This window comes from Amycolatopsis sacchari (assembly GCF_900114035.1).
Classification (GTDB): Bacteria; Actinomycetota; Actinomycetes; order Mycobacteriales; family Pseudonocardiaceae; genus Amycolatopsis_E; species Amycolatopsis_E sacchari.
On the sequence record NZ_FORP01000013.1, the window covers coordinates 1 to 14,451 of the forward strand.

Below are 14,451 nucleotides of genomic sequence, written 5' to 3' on the forward strand. Positions count from 1 at the left end.
CCACGAACCACTTCGCGAACGGGGCACCGGACCAGTCCAGCACCCGGGACCACTTCGTGTCCCACGTCAACCGCTCCGCCTGCTCCGCCCAGAACACTTCCCGGTCCGCCATGCCCGGCAGCTTCGCCCGCCGACGTTGGCGGCACGTTGGTACCCGTCCGGCCGGGTAGGTGCGCCGGGCCCGATCGTCCGGCACCATGAGGACGGTTGTGCGGGTGAACGAGACAACGGAGTCGGGACATGGCAGAGCGGAGTGCGCTCCACGAGCGCCGGGCGGTGCTGGAACGCGAATGGGCCCGCTGGGTGCCGGCCAGGGCACGCCCGGAGACCCGGGAGCTGCCCAGCGAGGTGGCCGCGTCCTGGGCCCGCTCACTGTCCCTTGTGGACCCGGCGCGGGACAGCGCGCCCGCGTCGGGTGACGAGGTGCGGGCCCGCTGGCGTGAGTCGCCGCTGCGCGGGCCGGTCACCGAACTGGCCGACGAGCTGCGCAGCATCGCCGACGACGCCGGGTTCGTCGCGGCCGTGACCGACGAGTCCGGCACGATCCTGTGGACCTGCGGCGGCCGGGTCATGCGGCGCCGCGCCGAGCAGGTGAACTTCGCGCCGGGCGGCCGCTGGGACGAACCTGACATGGGCACGAACGCGTTGTCGCTGGCCTTGCGCACCGGGCGGCCCAGCAAGGTGTTCTCCGCGGAACACCTGGTGGCCGCGCTGCACGGCTGGGTCTGCTACTGCGCGCCGATCCGGGACGCCAGCGGCCGTCAGCTGGGGGTGCTGGACCTCTCGACCACCTGGGACCGCTCGCACCCGCTGGCCATGTCCACGGTGCGTACGCTGGTGACCGCGATCGAGTCACGACTGCACTCCGCCCCGGCCGCCGCGCCGGGGCTGCGGCTGTCCTGCCTCGGCCCCGGCCACGCCACGCTCGACGGCTCCGCGTTGCGGCTTTCGCCGCGCCAGCTGGAGGTGCTCACCCTGCTGGCGCTGGAGCCCGCCGGGTTCTCACCGGAGGCGCTGCGCGAGGCTCTCTACGGCGATCTCCCCGTCACGATCACCACGATGCGGGCCGAGGCCTCGCACCTGCGGCGCCTGCTCAACGGGGCGCTCACCAGCCGCCGTTACACGCTCACGACACCGATCGACTGCGACGCCGCCGATGTGCTGACCGCGCTGAAATCCGGCGACACCGCGACGGCCGTGCACCGCTACACCGCACCCCTGCTGCCCGCCTCCGACGCACCGGGGATCACCCGGTGGCGTGACCATCTGGAGGTCGCCGTGCGGGAGGCGGTGCTGGCTTCGGGCAGCGCGGACCTCGCGCTGCGGTACGGCGAACGGCACCCGTTCGACCTGCAGGTCCACGAGTACGCCCACAACCTGCTCGCCCCCGGCGACGGGCGCCGGGGCATCGTCGCGGCGCGGGTGCGGGACGCGTTGCGGGACTGACGCCAACGTTCCGCCAACCTCCGCCGGGCACGGTGGCACCCATCACACCGACGTGATCGAGTGAAATGGAGTGCTTCCATGGCCTACGCCAAGCCCGGTGCCGACGGCAGTGTCGTCAGCTTCGCCGCGCGGTACGACAACTTCATCGGCGGTGACTGGGTCGCCCCGGCCGAGGGACGCTACTTCGGGAACCCGTCGCCGGTGGACGGCAAGGTGTTCTGCGAGGTGGCCCGTTCCTCGGCGGCCGACATCGACCGCGCGCTGGACGCCGCGCACGCGGCCGCCGCCAAGTGGGGTGCCACGTCGACGACCGAGCGCGCCAACATCCTCAACAAGATCGCCGACCGCATGGAGGAGCACCTCGAAGAGCTGGCGGTCGCCGAAACCTGGGAGAACGGCAAGCCGGTGCGGGAGACGCTGGCCGCCGACCTGCCGCTGGCGATCGACCACTTCCGCTACTTCGCCGGCGCGATCCGCGCGCAGGAAGGCAGCATCGCCGAGATCGACGCGGACACCGTCGCCTACCACTTCCACGAGCCGCTCGGCGTGGTCGGGCAGATCATCCCGTGGAACTTCCCGATCCTGATGGCGACGTGGAAGCTCGCACCCGCGCTGGCCGCGGGCAACTGCGTGGTGCTCAAGCCCGCCGAGCAGACCCCGGCGTCGATCCTCAAGGTCGTCGAGCTGATCGCCGACCTGCTGCCGCCGGGCGTGCTCAACGTGGTCAACGGGTTCGGCGTCGAGGCGGGCAAGCCGCTCGCGTCCAGCCCCCGGGTGGCGAAGGTCGCGTTCACCGGCGAGACCACCACCGGCAGGCTGATCATGCAGTACGCCAGCGAGAACATCATCCCGGTCACCCTGGAGCTGGGCGGCAAGAGCCCCAACATCTTCCTGCCCGACGTGACCGACGCCGACGACGACTACCTCGACAAGGCCGTCGAGGGGTTCGTGATGTTCGCGCTCAACCAGGGCGAGGTGTGCACGTGCCCGTCGCGGGCGCTGATCCACTCGGCGATCTACGACGAGTTCATCAGCCGGTGCCTCGAGCGCACCAAGGCGATCAGCGGCGGCAGCCCGCTCGACCCGGCGACCATGATCGGCGCGCAGGCGAGCAACGACCAGTACGAGAAGATCCTGTCCTACATCGACATCGGCAAGAAGGAGGGCGCCGAGGTCCTCACCGGCGGGGGTGCGCGCGAGGTGGCCGAGCACCCCGGCGGCTACTACATCGAGCCGACGATCTTCCGCGGCACCAACGACATGCGCATCTTCCAGGAGGAGATCTTCGGCCCCGTCGTGTCGGTGACGACGTTCGACTCGGTGGACGAGGCGCTCAAGATCGCCAACGACACGCTGTACGGGCTGGGCGCCGGGGTGTGGACGCGGGATGTCAACACCGCCTACCGGCTGGGCCGCGGCATCAAGGCCGGTCGCGTGTGGACGAACTGCTACCACGCCTACCCGGCGCACGCGGCCTTCGGTGGCTACAAGAAGTCCGGGATCGGGCGGGAGACCCACAAGATGATGCTGGAGCACTACCAGCAGACGAAGAACCTGCTCGTCAGCTACTCGGCCACCAAGCTCGGCTTCTTCTGATGGTGCGGCGGGTCTCGATGACCGGGGCCGCCGCGGCGCTGCTGCGCCGGCTCGTCGAGCAGCACGGGCCGGTGATGTTCCACCAGTCCGGCGGCTGCTGCGACGGCAGCGCGCCCATGTGCTACCCGGAGGGGGAGTTCCGGGTGGGCGACTCCGACGTGCTGCTCGGCCACGTCGGCGACGGCACGCCGTTCTGGATGAGCGCGGACCAGTACGCCTACTGGCGGCACACGCATCTGACGGTGGACGTCGTCGAGGGAAGGGGCAGCGGGTTTTCCCTGGAAGCGCCCGAAGGCGTGCGTTTCCTGATCCGTTCCCGCCTGCTCACCGACGAAGAGCTGGCACTGCTGGAAAAGTGAACACAACCGCGAAAAGGGCCCGGACGCTCGTCCGGGCCCTTTTTCTTTTCGTGCCACCACATCCCTGTCCGAAAGGACGGGCTTTCCCCCGCCACCAAGGCGTTCCTGCCCTCCCGTCGAACAGTTCCCGCCGTACCGGCCCCTGGTTAGCGTCGGGAGTGCGCGTCATCACAGTCGCTCTCGCGCAGGAAAGGACGGACCGGTCATGCAGGTCGACGAACTACTGAAACCGTTTCCCATCAAGGAGTTCCACCCGTTCCCGCGCGCGCTGCTCGGGCCGGGCGCACACGAGATGATCGGCCCGGAGGCGCTGAAACTGGGCTTCCGCAGGACGCTGGTGATGACGAGCGGGCTGCGGGGCTCGGACATCGTGCACAAGATCACCGAGTCGCTGAAGTACCACGGGCTGGAGGTCGTGGTCTACGACAAGGTGGAGTCCAACCCCAAGGACTACAACGTGATGGACGCGGTGAAGCTGTACCAGGAGCACAAGTGCGACAGCTTCGTGTCCATCGGCGGCGGCTCGTCGCACGACGCGTGCAAGGGTGCGCGGATCTCGCTGGCCCACGACGGGCGCAACATCAACGACTTCGAGGGGTTCAACAAGTCGGAGAACCAGAAGAACCCGCCGCACATCGCGGTCTCCACGACGGCGGGCACGGGTTCGGAGACCTCCTGGGCCTACGTCATCACCGACACCACCACCGACCCGGACAACCCGCACAAGTACGTGGCCTTCGACGACGCCTCGGTCGCCACCCTCGCGGTGGACGACCCGGTGCTGTACTACGACTGCCCGGTGGACTACACCGCGCAGTGCGGGTTCGACGTGCTCGCCCACGCCTCGGAGCCCTATGTGGCACGCCTGAACTTCGAGCCGTCGATGGGCAACGCGCTGTACGCCACCAAGCTGGTGGCCGAGCACCTGCGGACGGCGGCGTGGAACCCGCAGGACCTGTCCGGGCGGCAGGGCATGATGTACGCGCAGTACATCGCCGCGCAGGCGTTCAACTCCGGCGGCCTGGGCATCATCCACTCGATCTCGCACGCCGTCAGCGCGTTCTACGACACCCACCACGGGCTGAACAACGCGATCGCCCTGCCGCGGGTGTGGGCGTTCAACCTGCCCGTCGCCTACCGCCGCTACGCCGACCTCGCCGAGATGATGGGTGTGGACACCAGCGGCATGACGGTGGTCCAGGCCGCGGACGCGGCGGTGGCCGCCGCCATCCGGCTGCTGCGTGACGTCGGCATCCCCGAGCGGTTCACCGACATCCGCCAGGACACCTACTCGAAGAACCGGCTCGGGCAGGGCCCGACGAAGTTCTACCAGCGCGCGTCGGTCATCAAGGGCGACGACGGGGACATCGACCGCGTCACGCACCACGTCCTCGGCGACGCCTGCACCCCGGGCAACGCCAAGGAGTGCACCTTCGAAACGGTGCGCCCGGTCGTCGACCACTGCTTCAACGGCGACCTGGACGACCTGATCAGCTGAGGATCCGCCGGGGGCGGGCGCGGGCCCGCCCCCGGCACCGCGACGAAGGAGGGCGTGACGTGGGCGCACCGGCGTTCGATTCGGTCGATGAGGCCGCGAAAGCACTGGCGGCACAGGGTTATCTCACCGACCGGCGGCTGGCGACGATGGTCTTCCTGCTCACCCGGCTGGAACGGCCGGTGCTGCTGGAGGGGCCGGCCGGGGTGGGCAAGACCGAACTGGCGAAGACGCTGGCCGCCGCGACCGGTCGCCGGCTGCTGCGCCTGCAGTGCTACGAGGGGCAGGACGAGGCCAGCGCGCTCTACGAGTGGGACTACGGCAAGCAGCTGCTGTACACGCAGCTCCTGCGGGAGAAGATCGGCCAGCTCGTCGCCGACGCGCCGGACCTGCACGAGGCGGTGGACCGCATCGGCGCGCAGGAAAGCGTTTTCTTCTCCGAACGCTTCCTCGCCGCGCGCCCGTTGCTGGAGGCCGTGCGCTCGGAGGAACCCGTGGTGCTGCTGATCGACGAGATCGACCGCGCCGACGAGGCGCTCGAAGCCGTGCTGCTGGAAATGCTGGGGGAGTACCAGATCTCCGTACCGGAACTCGGCACGTTCACCGCTCGCAACCGCCCGTACGTCATCCTCACGTCGAACAACACGCGCGATCTGGCAGCGGCGTTGAAACGGCGCTGCCTGCACCTGTTCCTCGACTACCCCTCGGCCGAACGTGAACTGGAGATCGTCCGCAGCAAGGACACCGGGCTGCCCGACGCGCTGGCGCGTGAGCTCGTGGCCGTCGTGCGCGGGTTGCGGGAGCTGGAGCTGCGCAAGTCGCCCAGCATCTCCGAGACGATCGACTGGGCGCGCACGCTCGCCGTGCTGGGCGTCGGCGAGCTGACCGCGCCGGTGCTGGCGGACACGGTGTCGGTGGTGGTCAAGTACGACAAGGACCTGCGCAAGGCGCTGGAGGCGCTGCCACGTCTGCTCGGCGCGGAACTCGAAACTCCGGACGTGCCAACGGAACCCGCGTCGCCAAAGGTCAGCGCGGACCGGGGGAGCCGGTCGTTCGCGCGCCCGAAGTCGCGTTAGGAGCGGTGGGGTGGAAGCCAGTCTGCACCGGTTCGCGCGGTTGCTGCGCCTGCGGGACGTCCGGGTCTCGGTGTCGGAAGTGCTCGACGCGCTCCGCTGCGCGGCCGCGCCCGGGGTGCTGGCCGACCGGGGCGTGCTGAAGGAGGCGTTGCGGGGCGCGCTCGTCAAGGACCAGCGGGACGATCCGGTGTTCGAGGAGCTGTTCGACGCGTTCTTCGGGCTCATCCGCCTCGGCTCCGCCGAGCAGCGGCCGGGTGCGGAGCCGGGGGAGGGGCAGCCGGGCGACGGTGAGGTGACGTTGTCCGAGGGGGCGAGCCGGACGACGCAGCGGGGGCTGACGCCGGGCAAACCCGCGGACCTGCGGGACTTCTTCGACCCGGCGGACCTCGCCGAGCGGTACAACCTGCACGAGGAGGAGAACAAGATCGAGCTGGCGTCCGTCACCGACGAGATCGTGTTCGACAAGGACAACGTGGTGACCGGAGGGGACGGCTACCACGTGCAGGTCGACGCCGAGCGGCTGCACACCGCGGCTCCACCCGGGCAGCTGACGACGCAGCCGGGCGCACCGATGGACTCGACGCTGTCGCTGGCCGAGCACGACGCGCTGCTCGCGTGGCTCGACCGGGTGGAGGACGCGGGTGGCGACGAGGAGGACGCGGCGGCACTGCGCCGACGGCTGGCGGGGGTGCTTGCGAATCTGCCGGAGGCGCTGAAACAGCACGCCGAAGCGTTGCTGGAGCTGGAAAGGGAGAGCGCGGAGCCCAGCCGGGCGGCGGACGTGGCGCGGGCGGGGGAGAGCGAACGCGCCGAGCTGGAGGAAGCGTTGCGCAGGCTCGCCGCCAGGCTGGGCGGGGCGCTCACCTCCCGCAGACGGGTTTCCCGGGCCGGGCGGGTGGACGCGGGGCGGACGATGCGACGCAACATGCGGTTCGACGGCATCCCGTTCAGCCCGGTCACGGTCCGGCGGGCCGAGGACCGGCCGCGCCTGGTGGTGCTCGCCGACGTCAGCCTCTCGGTGCGGGCGACCGCGCGGTTCACGTTGCAGGTGGTGTACGGGCTGCAGGACCTGTTCGCGCAGGTGCGGTCGTTCGCGTTCGTCGACGGCATCGCCGAGACCACGGAGCTGTTCGCGGAGCACCCGCTGGAGCGCGCGCTCGGCCTGGTCTTCGGCGGGGACGTGCTGGACGTGGACGCCGGCTCCGACTACGGCAGGGCCTTCGGGGAGTTCCTCGCCGAGCACTCCTCCGCGGTCACCCGCCGCACCACGGTGCTCGTGCTGGGGGACGGCCGCGGCAACGGCAACGACCCCAACCTCACCGCGTTCGCCGAGATCACGCGCCGGGCGAAGGAGACCATCTGGCTCACCCCGGAGCCCCGCTACTCGTGGGGGCTCGGCGGCTGCGACCTGCCCGCCTACGCCGAGTACTGCCGCCGCGTGCGCGTGGTCCGTGATCTGTCCGGTTTGGACCGGGTGGCACTCGACCTGGTGGCGCGGTGACGGCCGTGCTGGACCCGCTCGGGTCGTACCCGGCGGGTCAGTACCTCGACGACGTCGTGCGAGTGGTGCGCGCCGAGGACGACGGCGGGCCGGCGGTGGTGCGGACCGAGCACTTCCGGCTGTCCCGCGCGGGACGCCGGATCGAGGTCGCGCACCGGCTTCGCCCGGAACAGCTCGACAACGGGCTGACCGGGCTGCTGATCGACGAGCTGTTCGCCCCGGGCTGGCTGTGCGGCCAGGACGTCTTCGAGCGGGTGTTCACCGGCGTCGTGCGCAGCACCCTGCCCGACCCGCGGCAGGCGTGGTGCACCTTCTACGCCAACACGCTCGCCCACCTGCGCGAACCACGCCACGCGCCACCGCTGATCGCCGGGATCGCGCCCGTCTACTCGCGTGTGCTGAGGCTGGTGCGGCCCGGCAGCGTCCTGGACCTCGGTTCCTGCTTCGGGTTCCTGCCGCTGCTGCTCGCGCAACGGCCGCGCACCACCGTGACCGCCTCGGACGTCGTGCCGGGGACGATGCGGGTGCTGGACACCGTGGCCGCTGACCGCGGTGTGCCGCTGCGCACCCTGGTGTGCGACGCCGCCCGCGTCCCGCTGCCGGATTCCACTGTGGACACCGTGACGATCGTGCACCTGCTGGAACACCTGCCACCTGTCGAGGGCGAGGCGGTGCTGGCCGAAGCGCTGCGGCTGGCCCGGTCCACCGTGGTCGTCGCGGTGCCGTTCGAGGACGTGCCGAACGCCGACTACGGGCACGTCCGCCGGTTCGACCTGGCGACGCTGACCGAACTCGGCGCGGGAACCGGCTGGCGCGCGCGGGTGTCAGCGTTCCACGGCGGCTGGCTGGTGCTGGACCGGCCGCGTCAGAGCAGTCCGCGCTTGCCCGCCTCGTAGACGGCCTCCGCGCGGCTGGACGCGCCGATCTTGCGCAGGACGTTGCGGACGTGGAACTTGACCGTGGTCTCCGAGATGTACAGGCGGGCCCCGATGTCGCGGTTGCTCAGCCCGCGGGCCAGCAGTTCCAGCACGTTCTGCTCGCGGGCGGTCAGCACAGGCTCCTCGCGCGGCGTGCGGATCGAGCGGACCATCGCCGAGGCGGAGCGGGAGTCGAAAGCGCTTTCCCCGCGTGCCACCGCGCGGATCGCCGACACCAGGCCCGTGGTCTCCACGTCCTTGATCACGTAGCCGCGCGCGCCGCGGTGGATCGCCTCCACCACGAGCGCGTCGTCGAGGAACGTGGTCAGCACCAGCACCCCGGTCTCCGGGTGCCCGGCGGCCAGCTCCGCACACAGGTCGAGGCCCTCGGTGTCGGAGCCGGTGGACAGCTTGAGGTCCAGCAGCACGATGTCCGGCCGCGTGCGGTCCACCACCGCCCGCGCCTCGGCCGCGCTCGCCGCCTCGCCGATCACGGTGAGGTCGTCCTCGCGGTCCAGTATCGTCCGCAGCCCCTGCCGCACGATGGCGTGGTCGTCCACCAGCACGATGCCCAGCGTCCGCTGCCCGGTGATCATCCGGCCTCCAGTGGCAGCGGGATCTCCAGCAGCACCTGGATCCCGCCGATCCGGGAACGCCGGATGGCCAGCGTTCCGCCCAGTTCCTCGGTCCGCGCGCGCATGTTCGCCAGCCCGCGGTGCGTGCCGGCCAGGTTCGTCGCCGACGCCAGGCGCAGTGTCCGGCGCAGCTGCCCGGGGTCGCCGTCCCCGTCGTCGGAGATCGACAGCCGGATCCGGTCGGGCAGGTACCGCAGGCGGATGCGCGCGCGGGTGGCGTTGGTGTGCATCACGGTGTTGAACAGCGCCTCGCCGGTGATCCGCAGCAGCGAGTGCTCGGCCTCGCCCGGCAGCGGCACCGGCTCGCCGAGCACGGTGACGCCCACCTCGAGGTCGGTCGGAAGGTGCACTGTGGACAGTCGTTCGAGGAGCACGGGCAGCGAGCCGGGCGGCTCGGATTCGTTGTGGTGCAACGCGTAGATCGCGGCCCGCAGCCGTTCCACCGCGTGCCGGGTCAGCGCCTTGGCCTCGGTGAGTTTCTCGCGCACGGCGGCGAGGTCGGCGTCTGGTTCCGTCAGGTCGCTGCGGCAGATCTCGATCATCATCCCGGCGGAGAGCACGTCCTGGGTGACGCTGTCGTGCAGCTCCCGCGCGATCCGGTGCCGCTCGTCGTCCAGCGCCTGCCGTTGCATCACCCCGATGAGGCGGCGCTGGGTCTCCTGGAGTTCGGCGTTGCGCGCCGCCAGGTCGCGCGCCTGCTGCTCGGCCGCCTCGGACAGCTGCTCGGTGCGGCCCCGCAGCCGCATCGTGGCGTGCACGAGGAACGAGTTGTGCAGCGCGACCGCCGCCTGGTTGGCCAGCACGCGCAGCACCGCGAGATCGGTGTCGGCCACCTCCATCCCGGCGGCGGGCCGGGCGGCGATCCCGCCCACCGGCTCGCAGTCGAGCGTCATCGGCACGCGCACTCCGCTTCCGGTGGGTTCACCGGCCTCCCACGGTCTCGTCCGCAGGATCCGCAGGTGCGCCAGCGCGTCCGGCGGGAACAGCCGCTCGTCCTCCACGAGGTTTTCCCCAGCCAGCAACAGGAACCGCGGCCGGGCCGCGCGCAAGGCGCCATCGGCGAGGGCGAACAGCAGCCAGTCGGCCTGCACGTGGTCCGCCGCCGCGCGCACGACCGCTTCGACGAGCGCCCGCGGTCCTTCCCCGGTGCGCACGAGGGCCCGCGAGATGCGGTCGAGGGCGCCCACGGCGCGCTCCAGCCGCTCCGCGGTTCGGACGTACTCGGGGTAGTAGGACCGTTTGCCGGATCGCACGCCGGTCAGCGCGCCGAGGTAGTCGTTGGCCGTCATCGGTCTACAGCGCCTGCCGGAACAGCGCGGCGATGTCGGCGGCGTTCGCCGTGCGCGGGTTGGTCGCCAGGCACGCGTCCTGCAGCGTGGTGCGGGTCAGGGTGCCGATGTCGGCTTCGGTGACGCCCAGCGCGGCGAGCCCGCGCGGCACCCCCACCGCGTCGGCCAGCTCACGCACCCGGCACGCGAACGACTCGGCGACCTCGGCCGCCGACCTGCCCGCGACGTCCACCCCGGTCGCCGCGGCCAGCGGCACGAACCGCTCCGGGTCCGTGGCCGCGTTGAACCGGATCGTGTGCGGCAGCAGCACCCCGTTGAGCACGCCGTGCGGCGCGTCGAGCAGGCCGCCGACCTGGTGGCTCATCGCGTGCGTGATACCGAGGATCGCGTTGGTGAAGGCCATCCCGGCCTCCAGCGCGCCCTGCGCCATCGCGATCCGCGGTTCGGCGGCGGCGGGGTGGACCATCGTGTGCAGCAGGTTGCGCGTGATCAGGGTGGCCGCGTGCAGGGCGTGCTGGTCGGTCAGCGGGTTGTGCGCCCGCGACACGAACGACTCGACGGCGTGGGTGAGCGCGTCCAGGCCGGTTGCGGCGTTCAGCTCGTCGGGCATGGTGGTCAGCAGGCGCGGGTCGACGATCGACACGTCCGGCACGAGCGTGCGGCTGATGATCGTGATCTTGGTGTGCTGGGTCGTGTCGGTGACGACCGCGAACTGCGAGACGTCGGCGCCGGTGCCGGACGTGGACGGCGCCATGACCAGCGGCGGGATCGGCTGCACGACGCGGTCCACGCCCGCGTAGCCGAGGATCGTGCCGCCGTTGCCGGACAGGATCGCCACGCCCTTCGCCGCGTCGATGCACGAGCCGCCGCCCACGGCGATGATCACGTCCGCGCCCGCCGCCGCGTACTGCTGGTAGGCGGCCTCGATCTCGTGGTCCTTCGGGTTGGGCGTGACGCCGGAGAACACCACCGGCCGCAGCCCGACCAGTTCGAGGTGGCCGCGGGCCTCCTCGACCCAGCCCGCCTCGATCAGCCCGGGATCGGTCACGAGGAACGGCCGCCGGGCGCCGACGCGGAGCGCGGCGTGCCCGAGCTCGGCCAGCGAGCCGGGGCCGAACACGATCTCGGGGACGTGGAACTTCGCCAGCTCCGCCGGTGCGCCCGCGGCGGCCCCGCACGGTCCGGTCAGCGGTTCGGCCTCGTCGAGGGCTCTGCGCGGCACGGCGACCTCCGGCGGTTCGCGGTCACCGCGTCCTCGCGGCGACCGGTCCCACCGTACGGCACGACGGCGGCCGTCGAGAACACCCGCGGCCCCGGTGCCGGGCGGTTTCGGCAGGTCGGACAGTCGTGGCATGACCTCGCTCCTCGTCGGGCCGACGCTACCGCCCCGGGGAGGGCGGGACACCTCTCCGCGCGGGCCGGCCGCCCTGTCCGATCGGACGGGCAGGTCTTCCCCCCGAGCCGGTTTTCCCTAATACTGACACCCGGTGCCAAAATAGGGAAGGACGGCCGGGACATGGCGAGCACGAAGGACTGGTTCGAGACGATCGCCGAGGCGCAACGGCGCGCGAAGAAGCGGCTGCCGCGCTCGGTCTACCTCGCGCTGGTCGCCGGTACGGGGAAGGGCCTGACGACCGCCGACAACGTCGCCGCGTTCGACGAGCTGGGGTTCCTGCCGAGGGTCGCGGACCTGCCGGCGAAACGCGACCAGGCGACCACCGTGCTGGGGCAGGACGTCTCGCTGCCGGTGGTCATCTCCCCGACGGGCGTGCAGGCGGTGCACCCGGAGGGCGAGGTCGCGGTGGCGCGGGCCGCGGCGGCGGCGGGCACGGCGATGGGGCTCAGCTCGTTCGCCAGCCGGTCGATCGAGGACGTGGCGGCGGTCAACGACAAGACGTTCTTCCAGATGTACTGGGTGGGCACGCGGGACCAGCTGCTCGCGCGGGCCGAGCGGGCGCGCAAGGCCGGGGCGAAGGCGCTGATCGTGACGCTGGACTGGTCGTTCGACTCGGCGCGGGACTGGGACGCGCCGATGATCCCGGAGAAGGTGGACCTCAAGGCGGCACTGCACTTCGCGCCGGAGGTGCTGCGCAAGCCGCGGTGGCTGTGGAGCTTCGCGAAGACCGGCAAGCTGCCGGACCTGACGACGCCGAACCTCGCCGCCGAAGGGGAGGCCGCGCCGACGTTCTTCGGCGCGTACGGGCAGTGGATGGGCACGCCGCCGGTGACGTGGGAGGACGTGGCGTGGCTGCGGGAGCAGTGGGGCGGCCCGTTCGCGGTGAAGGGGATCATGCACCCCGACGACGCCCGGCGCGCGGTGGACGCCGGCTGCACGGCGATCTCGGTGTCCAACCACGGCGGCAACAACCTCGACGGCACCCCCGCGTCGATCCGCGCCCTCCCGGCGATCGTCGACGCGGTCGGCGACCAGGTGGAGGTGCTGCAGGACGGCGGCATCCGGCGGGGCTCGGACGTGGTGAAGGCGCTCGCGCTGGGCGCCAGGGCGGTGCTGATCGGCCGCGCGTACCTGTGGGGCATGGCGGCCGCGGGCGAGCGGGGCGTGACCAACACCCTGGAGGTGCTGCGCCAGGGCATCGACTCCACCCTGCTCGCCCTCGGCAAGGCCAGCGTCCACGAGCTGAGCCGTGAGGACCTCGTCATCCCGGACGGGTTCGCGCTTCACGGGTAGCCCGGGGCCGGTGGTCGGTGCGTGATGACCACCTTGCCGAAGTGCGTTCGCTCCGGGAAGTAGGCGAACGCCGCGGGGGCCTCGTCGAACGGGAAGACCCGGTCGATGACCGGTCGCAGCTCGTGGCGGCTGATGACGCGGTTCATCCGCTCGAAGTCGCCGCGGCTGCCGACGGTGATGGTGCGCAGCGTCGCGCCGCGGTTCAGGAACTCGGTCAGGTCCATGCCCTCACCCGGGGCGAGGTTGCCGACGAGCGAGATGCGACCGCCGTGAGCTCGCGCACCCTGGCGCCCCACTCCGGCGTGCCGGTGTAGTCGATGACGTCCGACGCGCCGAGGGCGCGCAGGCAGGGGAGGGTGGCCGCCTCCTCGAACGACAGGCGCCCGGGTACCGGGACGAGGCTCTGTTCGCCCACCGTGCGGTACTCGGTCAGCCATCCGTCGAGCTGCACCCCGTAAAGCTCGCCCCACCCGCCCAGCGAGCCGTAGAGCCAGTTCGGGTGGAAGGTGCCCATCACGCGATCCCCGGCTGGAACCGGGTGACCCCGGCGCCGACTGCTTCGACGACGCCCGCACCGTCGGAGAGGGGCACACGCCCGGGTGGCACCGGCCGCGAATACCGTCCCTCGACGATCGGCAGATCACGGGCGTTGAGTGAGCTGGCCTGCACCCGCACCAGCACCTCACCCGCCGCCGGCGCGGGCACGGGACGTTCCTCCGCGACCACCGGGCGGCCGTCGCCCCGCACCTGGAACATCCGCGCCGTTCGCGCTGGCTCATCGGGTCCACTTTGGACCAACCGGAGCAGCTGTCCACGAACGACTGTTCCTGGTCCGGGCGGGCGTCGAGTTCGCGCTGCAGGACGAGCAGGGCCGCGCACTCGCCGACTGTGACTCGCCCAGGAGTCCGCGGCCAACGCGCTCGGCGCCGGGTTCGTCACGAGCCGCCTGTCCGACGTGCTGTTCGTCCAGGCGTTGCGCGCCGCCTGCAGCGACGTGGGCAGTGGGACGATCGGCTGGCTCGCGGCCCTGCGGGATCCTCAGCTGGCCACGGCGATCCACGAACTGCACGTGAACCTCGACCACCCCTGGGCCGTCGAGGCGCTGGCGCGTACGGCGGGCATGTCGCGCTCCGCGTTCGCCGCGCTGTTCAAGGAAAAGACCGGAGACGCGCCGCTGGGCTACCTCACGGCCTGGCGCCTGTACCGGACCAAGACCCTGCTGCGGGACACCTCCCTGAGCGTCCAGGAAATCGCCGTCCGGGTCGGTTACCAGACCGGCACCGCGCTGAGCCGTGTGTTCCTTCGCCGGGAGGGCGTCACCCCGGGCGCCTGGCGGAAGCGTGGTCAGGGCTCGCACTCCGCGGTCCCGACGCCCGCTTTGCCGTAGCGAGAACGAGCGCTCCTTGACAACCCGCTTGCGACGGCGTTTCATAACAGTGTCACAAAAC

Annotated in this window: 15 protein-coding genes and 1 pseudogene; 9 read left to right on the forward strand and 7 right to left on the reverse strand. The window is 71.4% G+C overall.

Annotated features, from left to right (window positions below):
* Positions 1-112: pseudogene (locus tag BMZ92_RS21165) on the reverse strand (acetyl-coenzyme A synthetase N-terminal domain-containing protein); the annotation flags it as partial.
* 128 nt (positions 113-240) lie between these two features.
* Here BMZ92_RS21165 and BMZ92_RS21170 point away from each other — a divergent pair.
* From BMZ92_RS21170 to mftM, 7 genes are all read left to right on the forward strand, one after another.
* On the forward strand, positions 241-1,446 hold the full coding sequence (locus BMZ92_RS21170; RefSeq protein ID WP_177228803.1) for a sigma-54-dependent transcriptional regulator family protein: 1,206 nt from the start codon (positions 241-243) through the stop codon (positions 1,444-1,446).
* 78 nt (positions 1,447-1,524) lie between these two features.
* Positions 1,525-3,042, forward strand: a complete 1,518-nt coding sequence (adh, locus tag BMZ92_RS21175) for an aldehyde dehydrogenase (protein WP_091510394.1) — start codon at positions 1,525-1,527, stop codon at positions 3,040-3,042.
* A complete protein-coding gene (locus BMZ92_RS21180) occupies positions 3,042-3,401 on the forward strand; it encodes a DUF779 domain-containing protein (RefSeq protein WP_091510396.1) in 360 nt (119 codons plus the stop codon). The genes adh and BMZ92_RS21180 overlap by 1 nt, the downstream gene beginning before the upstream one ends.
* A gap of 205 nt (positions 3,402-3,606) precedes the next feature.
* Positions 3,607-4,899 carry an NDMA-dependent methanol dehydrogenase gene (gene mdo / locus BMZ92_RS21185; RefSeq protein WP_091510399.1) on the forward strand — a complete coding sequence of 431 codons (1,293 nt, stop codon included), beginning with the start codon at positions 3,607-3,609 and terminating at the stop codon, positions 4,897-4,899.
* 59 nt (positions 4,900-4,958) lie between these two features.
* Complete coding sequence (locus BMZ92_RS21190) at positions 4,959-5,972, forward strand: AAA family ATPase (protein ID WP_091510401.1); 1,014 nt, start codon at positions 4,959-4,961, stop codon at positions 5,970-5,972.
* A 10-nt stretch (positions 5,973-5,982) separates the two neighbouring features.
* Complete coding sequence (locus BMZ92_RS21195; RefSeq protein WP_091510403.1) at positions 5,983-7,473, forward strand: VWA domain-containing protein; 1,491 nt, start codon at positions 5,983-5,985, stop codon at positions 7,471-7,473.
* Positions 7,470-8,369 (forward strand): mycofactocin oligosaccharide methyltransferase MftM, encoded by a 900-nt coding sequence (mftM, locus tag BMZ92_RS21200; RefSeq protein WP_091510406.1) that lies wholly within the window; start codon positions 7,470-7,472, stop codon positions 8,367-8,369. Before BMZ92_RS21195 ends, mftM begins: the two co-directional genes overlap by 4 nt.
* Here mftM and BMZ92_RS21205 read toward each other — a convergent pair.
* The 3 genes from BMZ92_RS21205 to BMZ92_RS21215 are packed head-to-tail and all read right to left on the reverse strand — an operon-like array spanning position 8,339 to position 11,668.
* Positions 8,339-8,986, reverse strand: coding sequence for a MadR family response regulator transcription factor (locus BMZ92_RS21205; RefSeq protein WP_091510407.1), 648 nt, complete (start codon positions 8,984-8,986; stop codon positions 8,339-8,341). The two genes, mftM and BMZ92_RS21205, sit on opposite strands and share 31 nt — an antisense overlap.
* Positions 8,983-10,314: a MadS family sensor histidine kinase gene (locus tag BMZ92_RS21210; protein ID WP_091510410.1), complete on the reverse strand. Its 1,332-nt coding sequence runs from the start codon at positions 10,312-10,314 to the stop codon at positions 8,983-8,985. Before BMZ92_RS21210 ends, BMZ92_RS21205 begins: the two co-directional genes overlap by 4 nt.
* Before the next feature lie 4 nt (positions 10,315-10,318).
* Positions 10,319-11,668 carry an iron-containing alcohol dehydrogenase gene (locus BMZ92_RS21215; protein WP_091510413.1) on the reverse strand — a complete coding sequence of 450 codons (1,350 nt, stop codon included), beginning with the start codon at positions 11,666-11,668 and terminating at the stop codon, positions 10,319-10,321.
* Positions 11,669-11,830: 162 nt separating this feature from the next.
* Between BMZ92_RS21215 and mftD the strand changes: the two genes are divergently transcribed.
* Positions 11,831-13,003, forward strand: coding sequence for a pre-mycofactocin synthase MftD (gene mftD / locus BMZ92_RS21220; protein WP_091510415.1), 1,173 nt, complete (start codon positions 11,831-11,833; stop codon positions 13,001-13,003).
* Here the strand turns inward: mftD and BMZ92_RS38240 are convergent.
* The 3 genes from BMZ92_RS38240 to BMZ92_RS38250 are packed head-to-tail and all read right to left on the reverse strand — an operon-like array spanning position 12,994 to position 13,759.
* Positions 12,994-13,227, reverse strand: a complete 234-nt coding sequence (locus BMZ92_RS38240) for a zinc-binding dehydrogenase (RefSeq protein ID WP_245783177.1) — start codon at positions 13,225-13,227, stop codon at positions 12,994-12,996. The two genes, mftD and BMZ92_RS38240, sit on opposite strands and share 10 nt — an antisense overlap.
* Complete coding sequence (locus BMZ92_RS38245) at positions 13,218-13,517, reverse strand: MDR/zinc-dependent alcohol dehydrogenase-like family protein (protein WP_245783178.1); 300 nt, start codon at positions 13,515-13,517, stop codon at positions 13,218-13,220. Before BMZ92_RS38245 ends, BMZ92_RS38240 begins: the two co-directional genes overlap by 10 nt.
* Positions 13,517-13,759 carry an alcohol dehydrogenase catalytic domain-containing protein gene (locus tag BMZ92_RS38250; RefSeq protein ID WP_245783179.1) on the reverse strand — a complete coding sequence of 81 codons (243 nt, stop codon included), beginning with the start codon at positions 13,757-13,759 and terminating at the stop codon, positions 13,517-13,519. Before BMZ92_RS38250 ends, BMZ92_RS38245 begins: the two co-directional genes overlap by 1 nt.
* A 199-nt stretch (positions 13,760-13,958) precedes the next feature.
* On the opposite strand from BMZ92_RS38250, the gene BMZ92_RS21230 reads away from it, so the two are divergent.
* Positions 13,959-14,390: a helix-turn-helix domain-containing protein gene (locus BMZ92_RS21230; RefSeq protein WP_091510418.1), complete on the forward strand. Its 432-nt coding sequence runs from the start codon at positions 13,959-13,961 to the stop codon at positions 14,388-14,390.
* The last annotated feature ends 61 nt before the right edge of the window (positions 14,391-14,451 follow it).

Bases quoted from the DNA above. Each gene is read 5' to 3' on its own strand.
- BMZ92_RS21180 (WP_091510396.1), top strand. From the start codon at position 3,042: ATGGTGCGGCGGGTCTCGATGACCGGGGCCGCCGCGGCGCTGCTGCGC.
- BMZ92_RS21205 (WP_091510407.1), bottom strand. From the start codon at position 8,986: ATGATCACCGGGCAGCGGACGCTGGGCATCGTGCTGGTGGACGACCAC.
- mdo (WP_091510399.1), top strand. From the start codon at position 3,607: ATGCAGGTCGACGAACTACTGAAACCGTTTCCCATCAAGGAGTTCCAC.
- BMZ92_RS21170 (WP_177228803.1), top strand. From the start codon at position 241: ATGGCAGAGCGGAGTGCGCTCCACGAGCGCCGGGCGGTGCTGGAACGC.
- BMZ92_RS21215 (WP_091510413.1), bottom strand. From the start codon at position 11,668: ATGCCACGACTGTCCGACCTGCCGAAACCGCCCGGCACCGGGGCCGCG.
- BMZ92_RS21210 (WP_091510410.1), bottom strand. From the start codon at position 10,314: ATGACGGCCAACGACTACCTCGGCGCGCTGACCGGCGTGCGATCCGGC.
- BMZ92_RS38245 (WP_245783178.1), bottom strand. From the start codon at position 13,517: ATGGGCACCTTCCACCCGAACTGGCTCTACGGCTCGCTGGGCGGGTGG.
- adh (WP_091510394.1), top strand. From the start codon at position 1,525: ATGGCCTACGCCAAGCCCGGTGCCGACGGCAGTGTCGTCAGCTTCGCC.
- mftD (WP_091510415.1), top strand. From the start codon at position 11,831: ATGGCGAGCACGAAGGACTGGTTCGAGACGATCGCCGAGGCGCAACGG.
- BMZ92_RS38240 (WP_245783177.1), bottom strand. From the start codon at position 13,227: ATGGACCTGACCGAGTTCCTGAACCGCGGCGCGACGCTGCGCACCATC.
- BMZ92_RS38250 (WP_245783179.1), bottom strand. From the start codon at position 13,759: ATGTTCCAGGTGCGGGGCGACGGCCGCCCGGTGGTCGCGGAGGAACGT.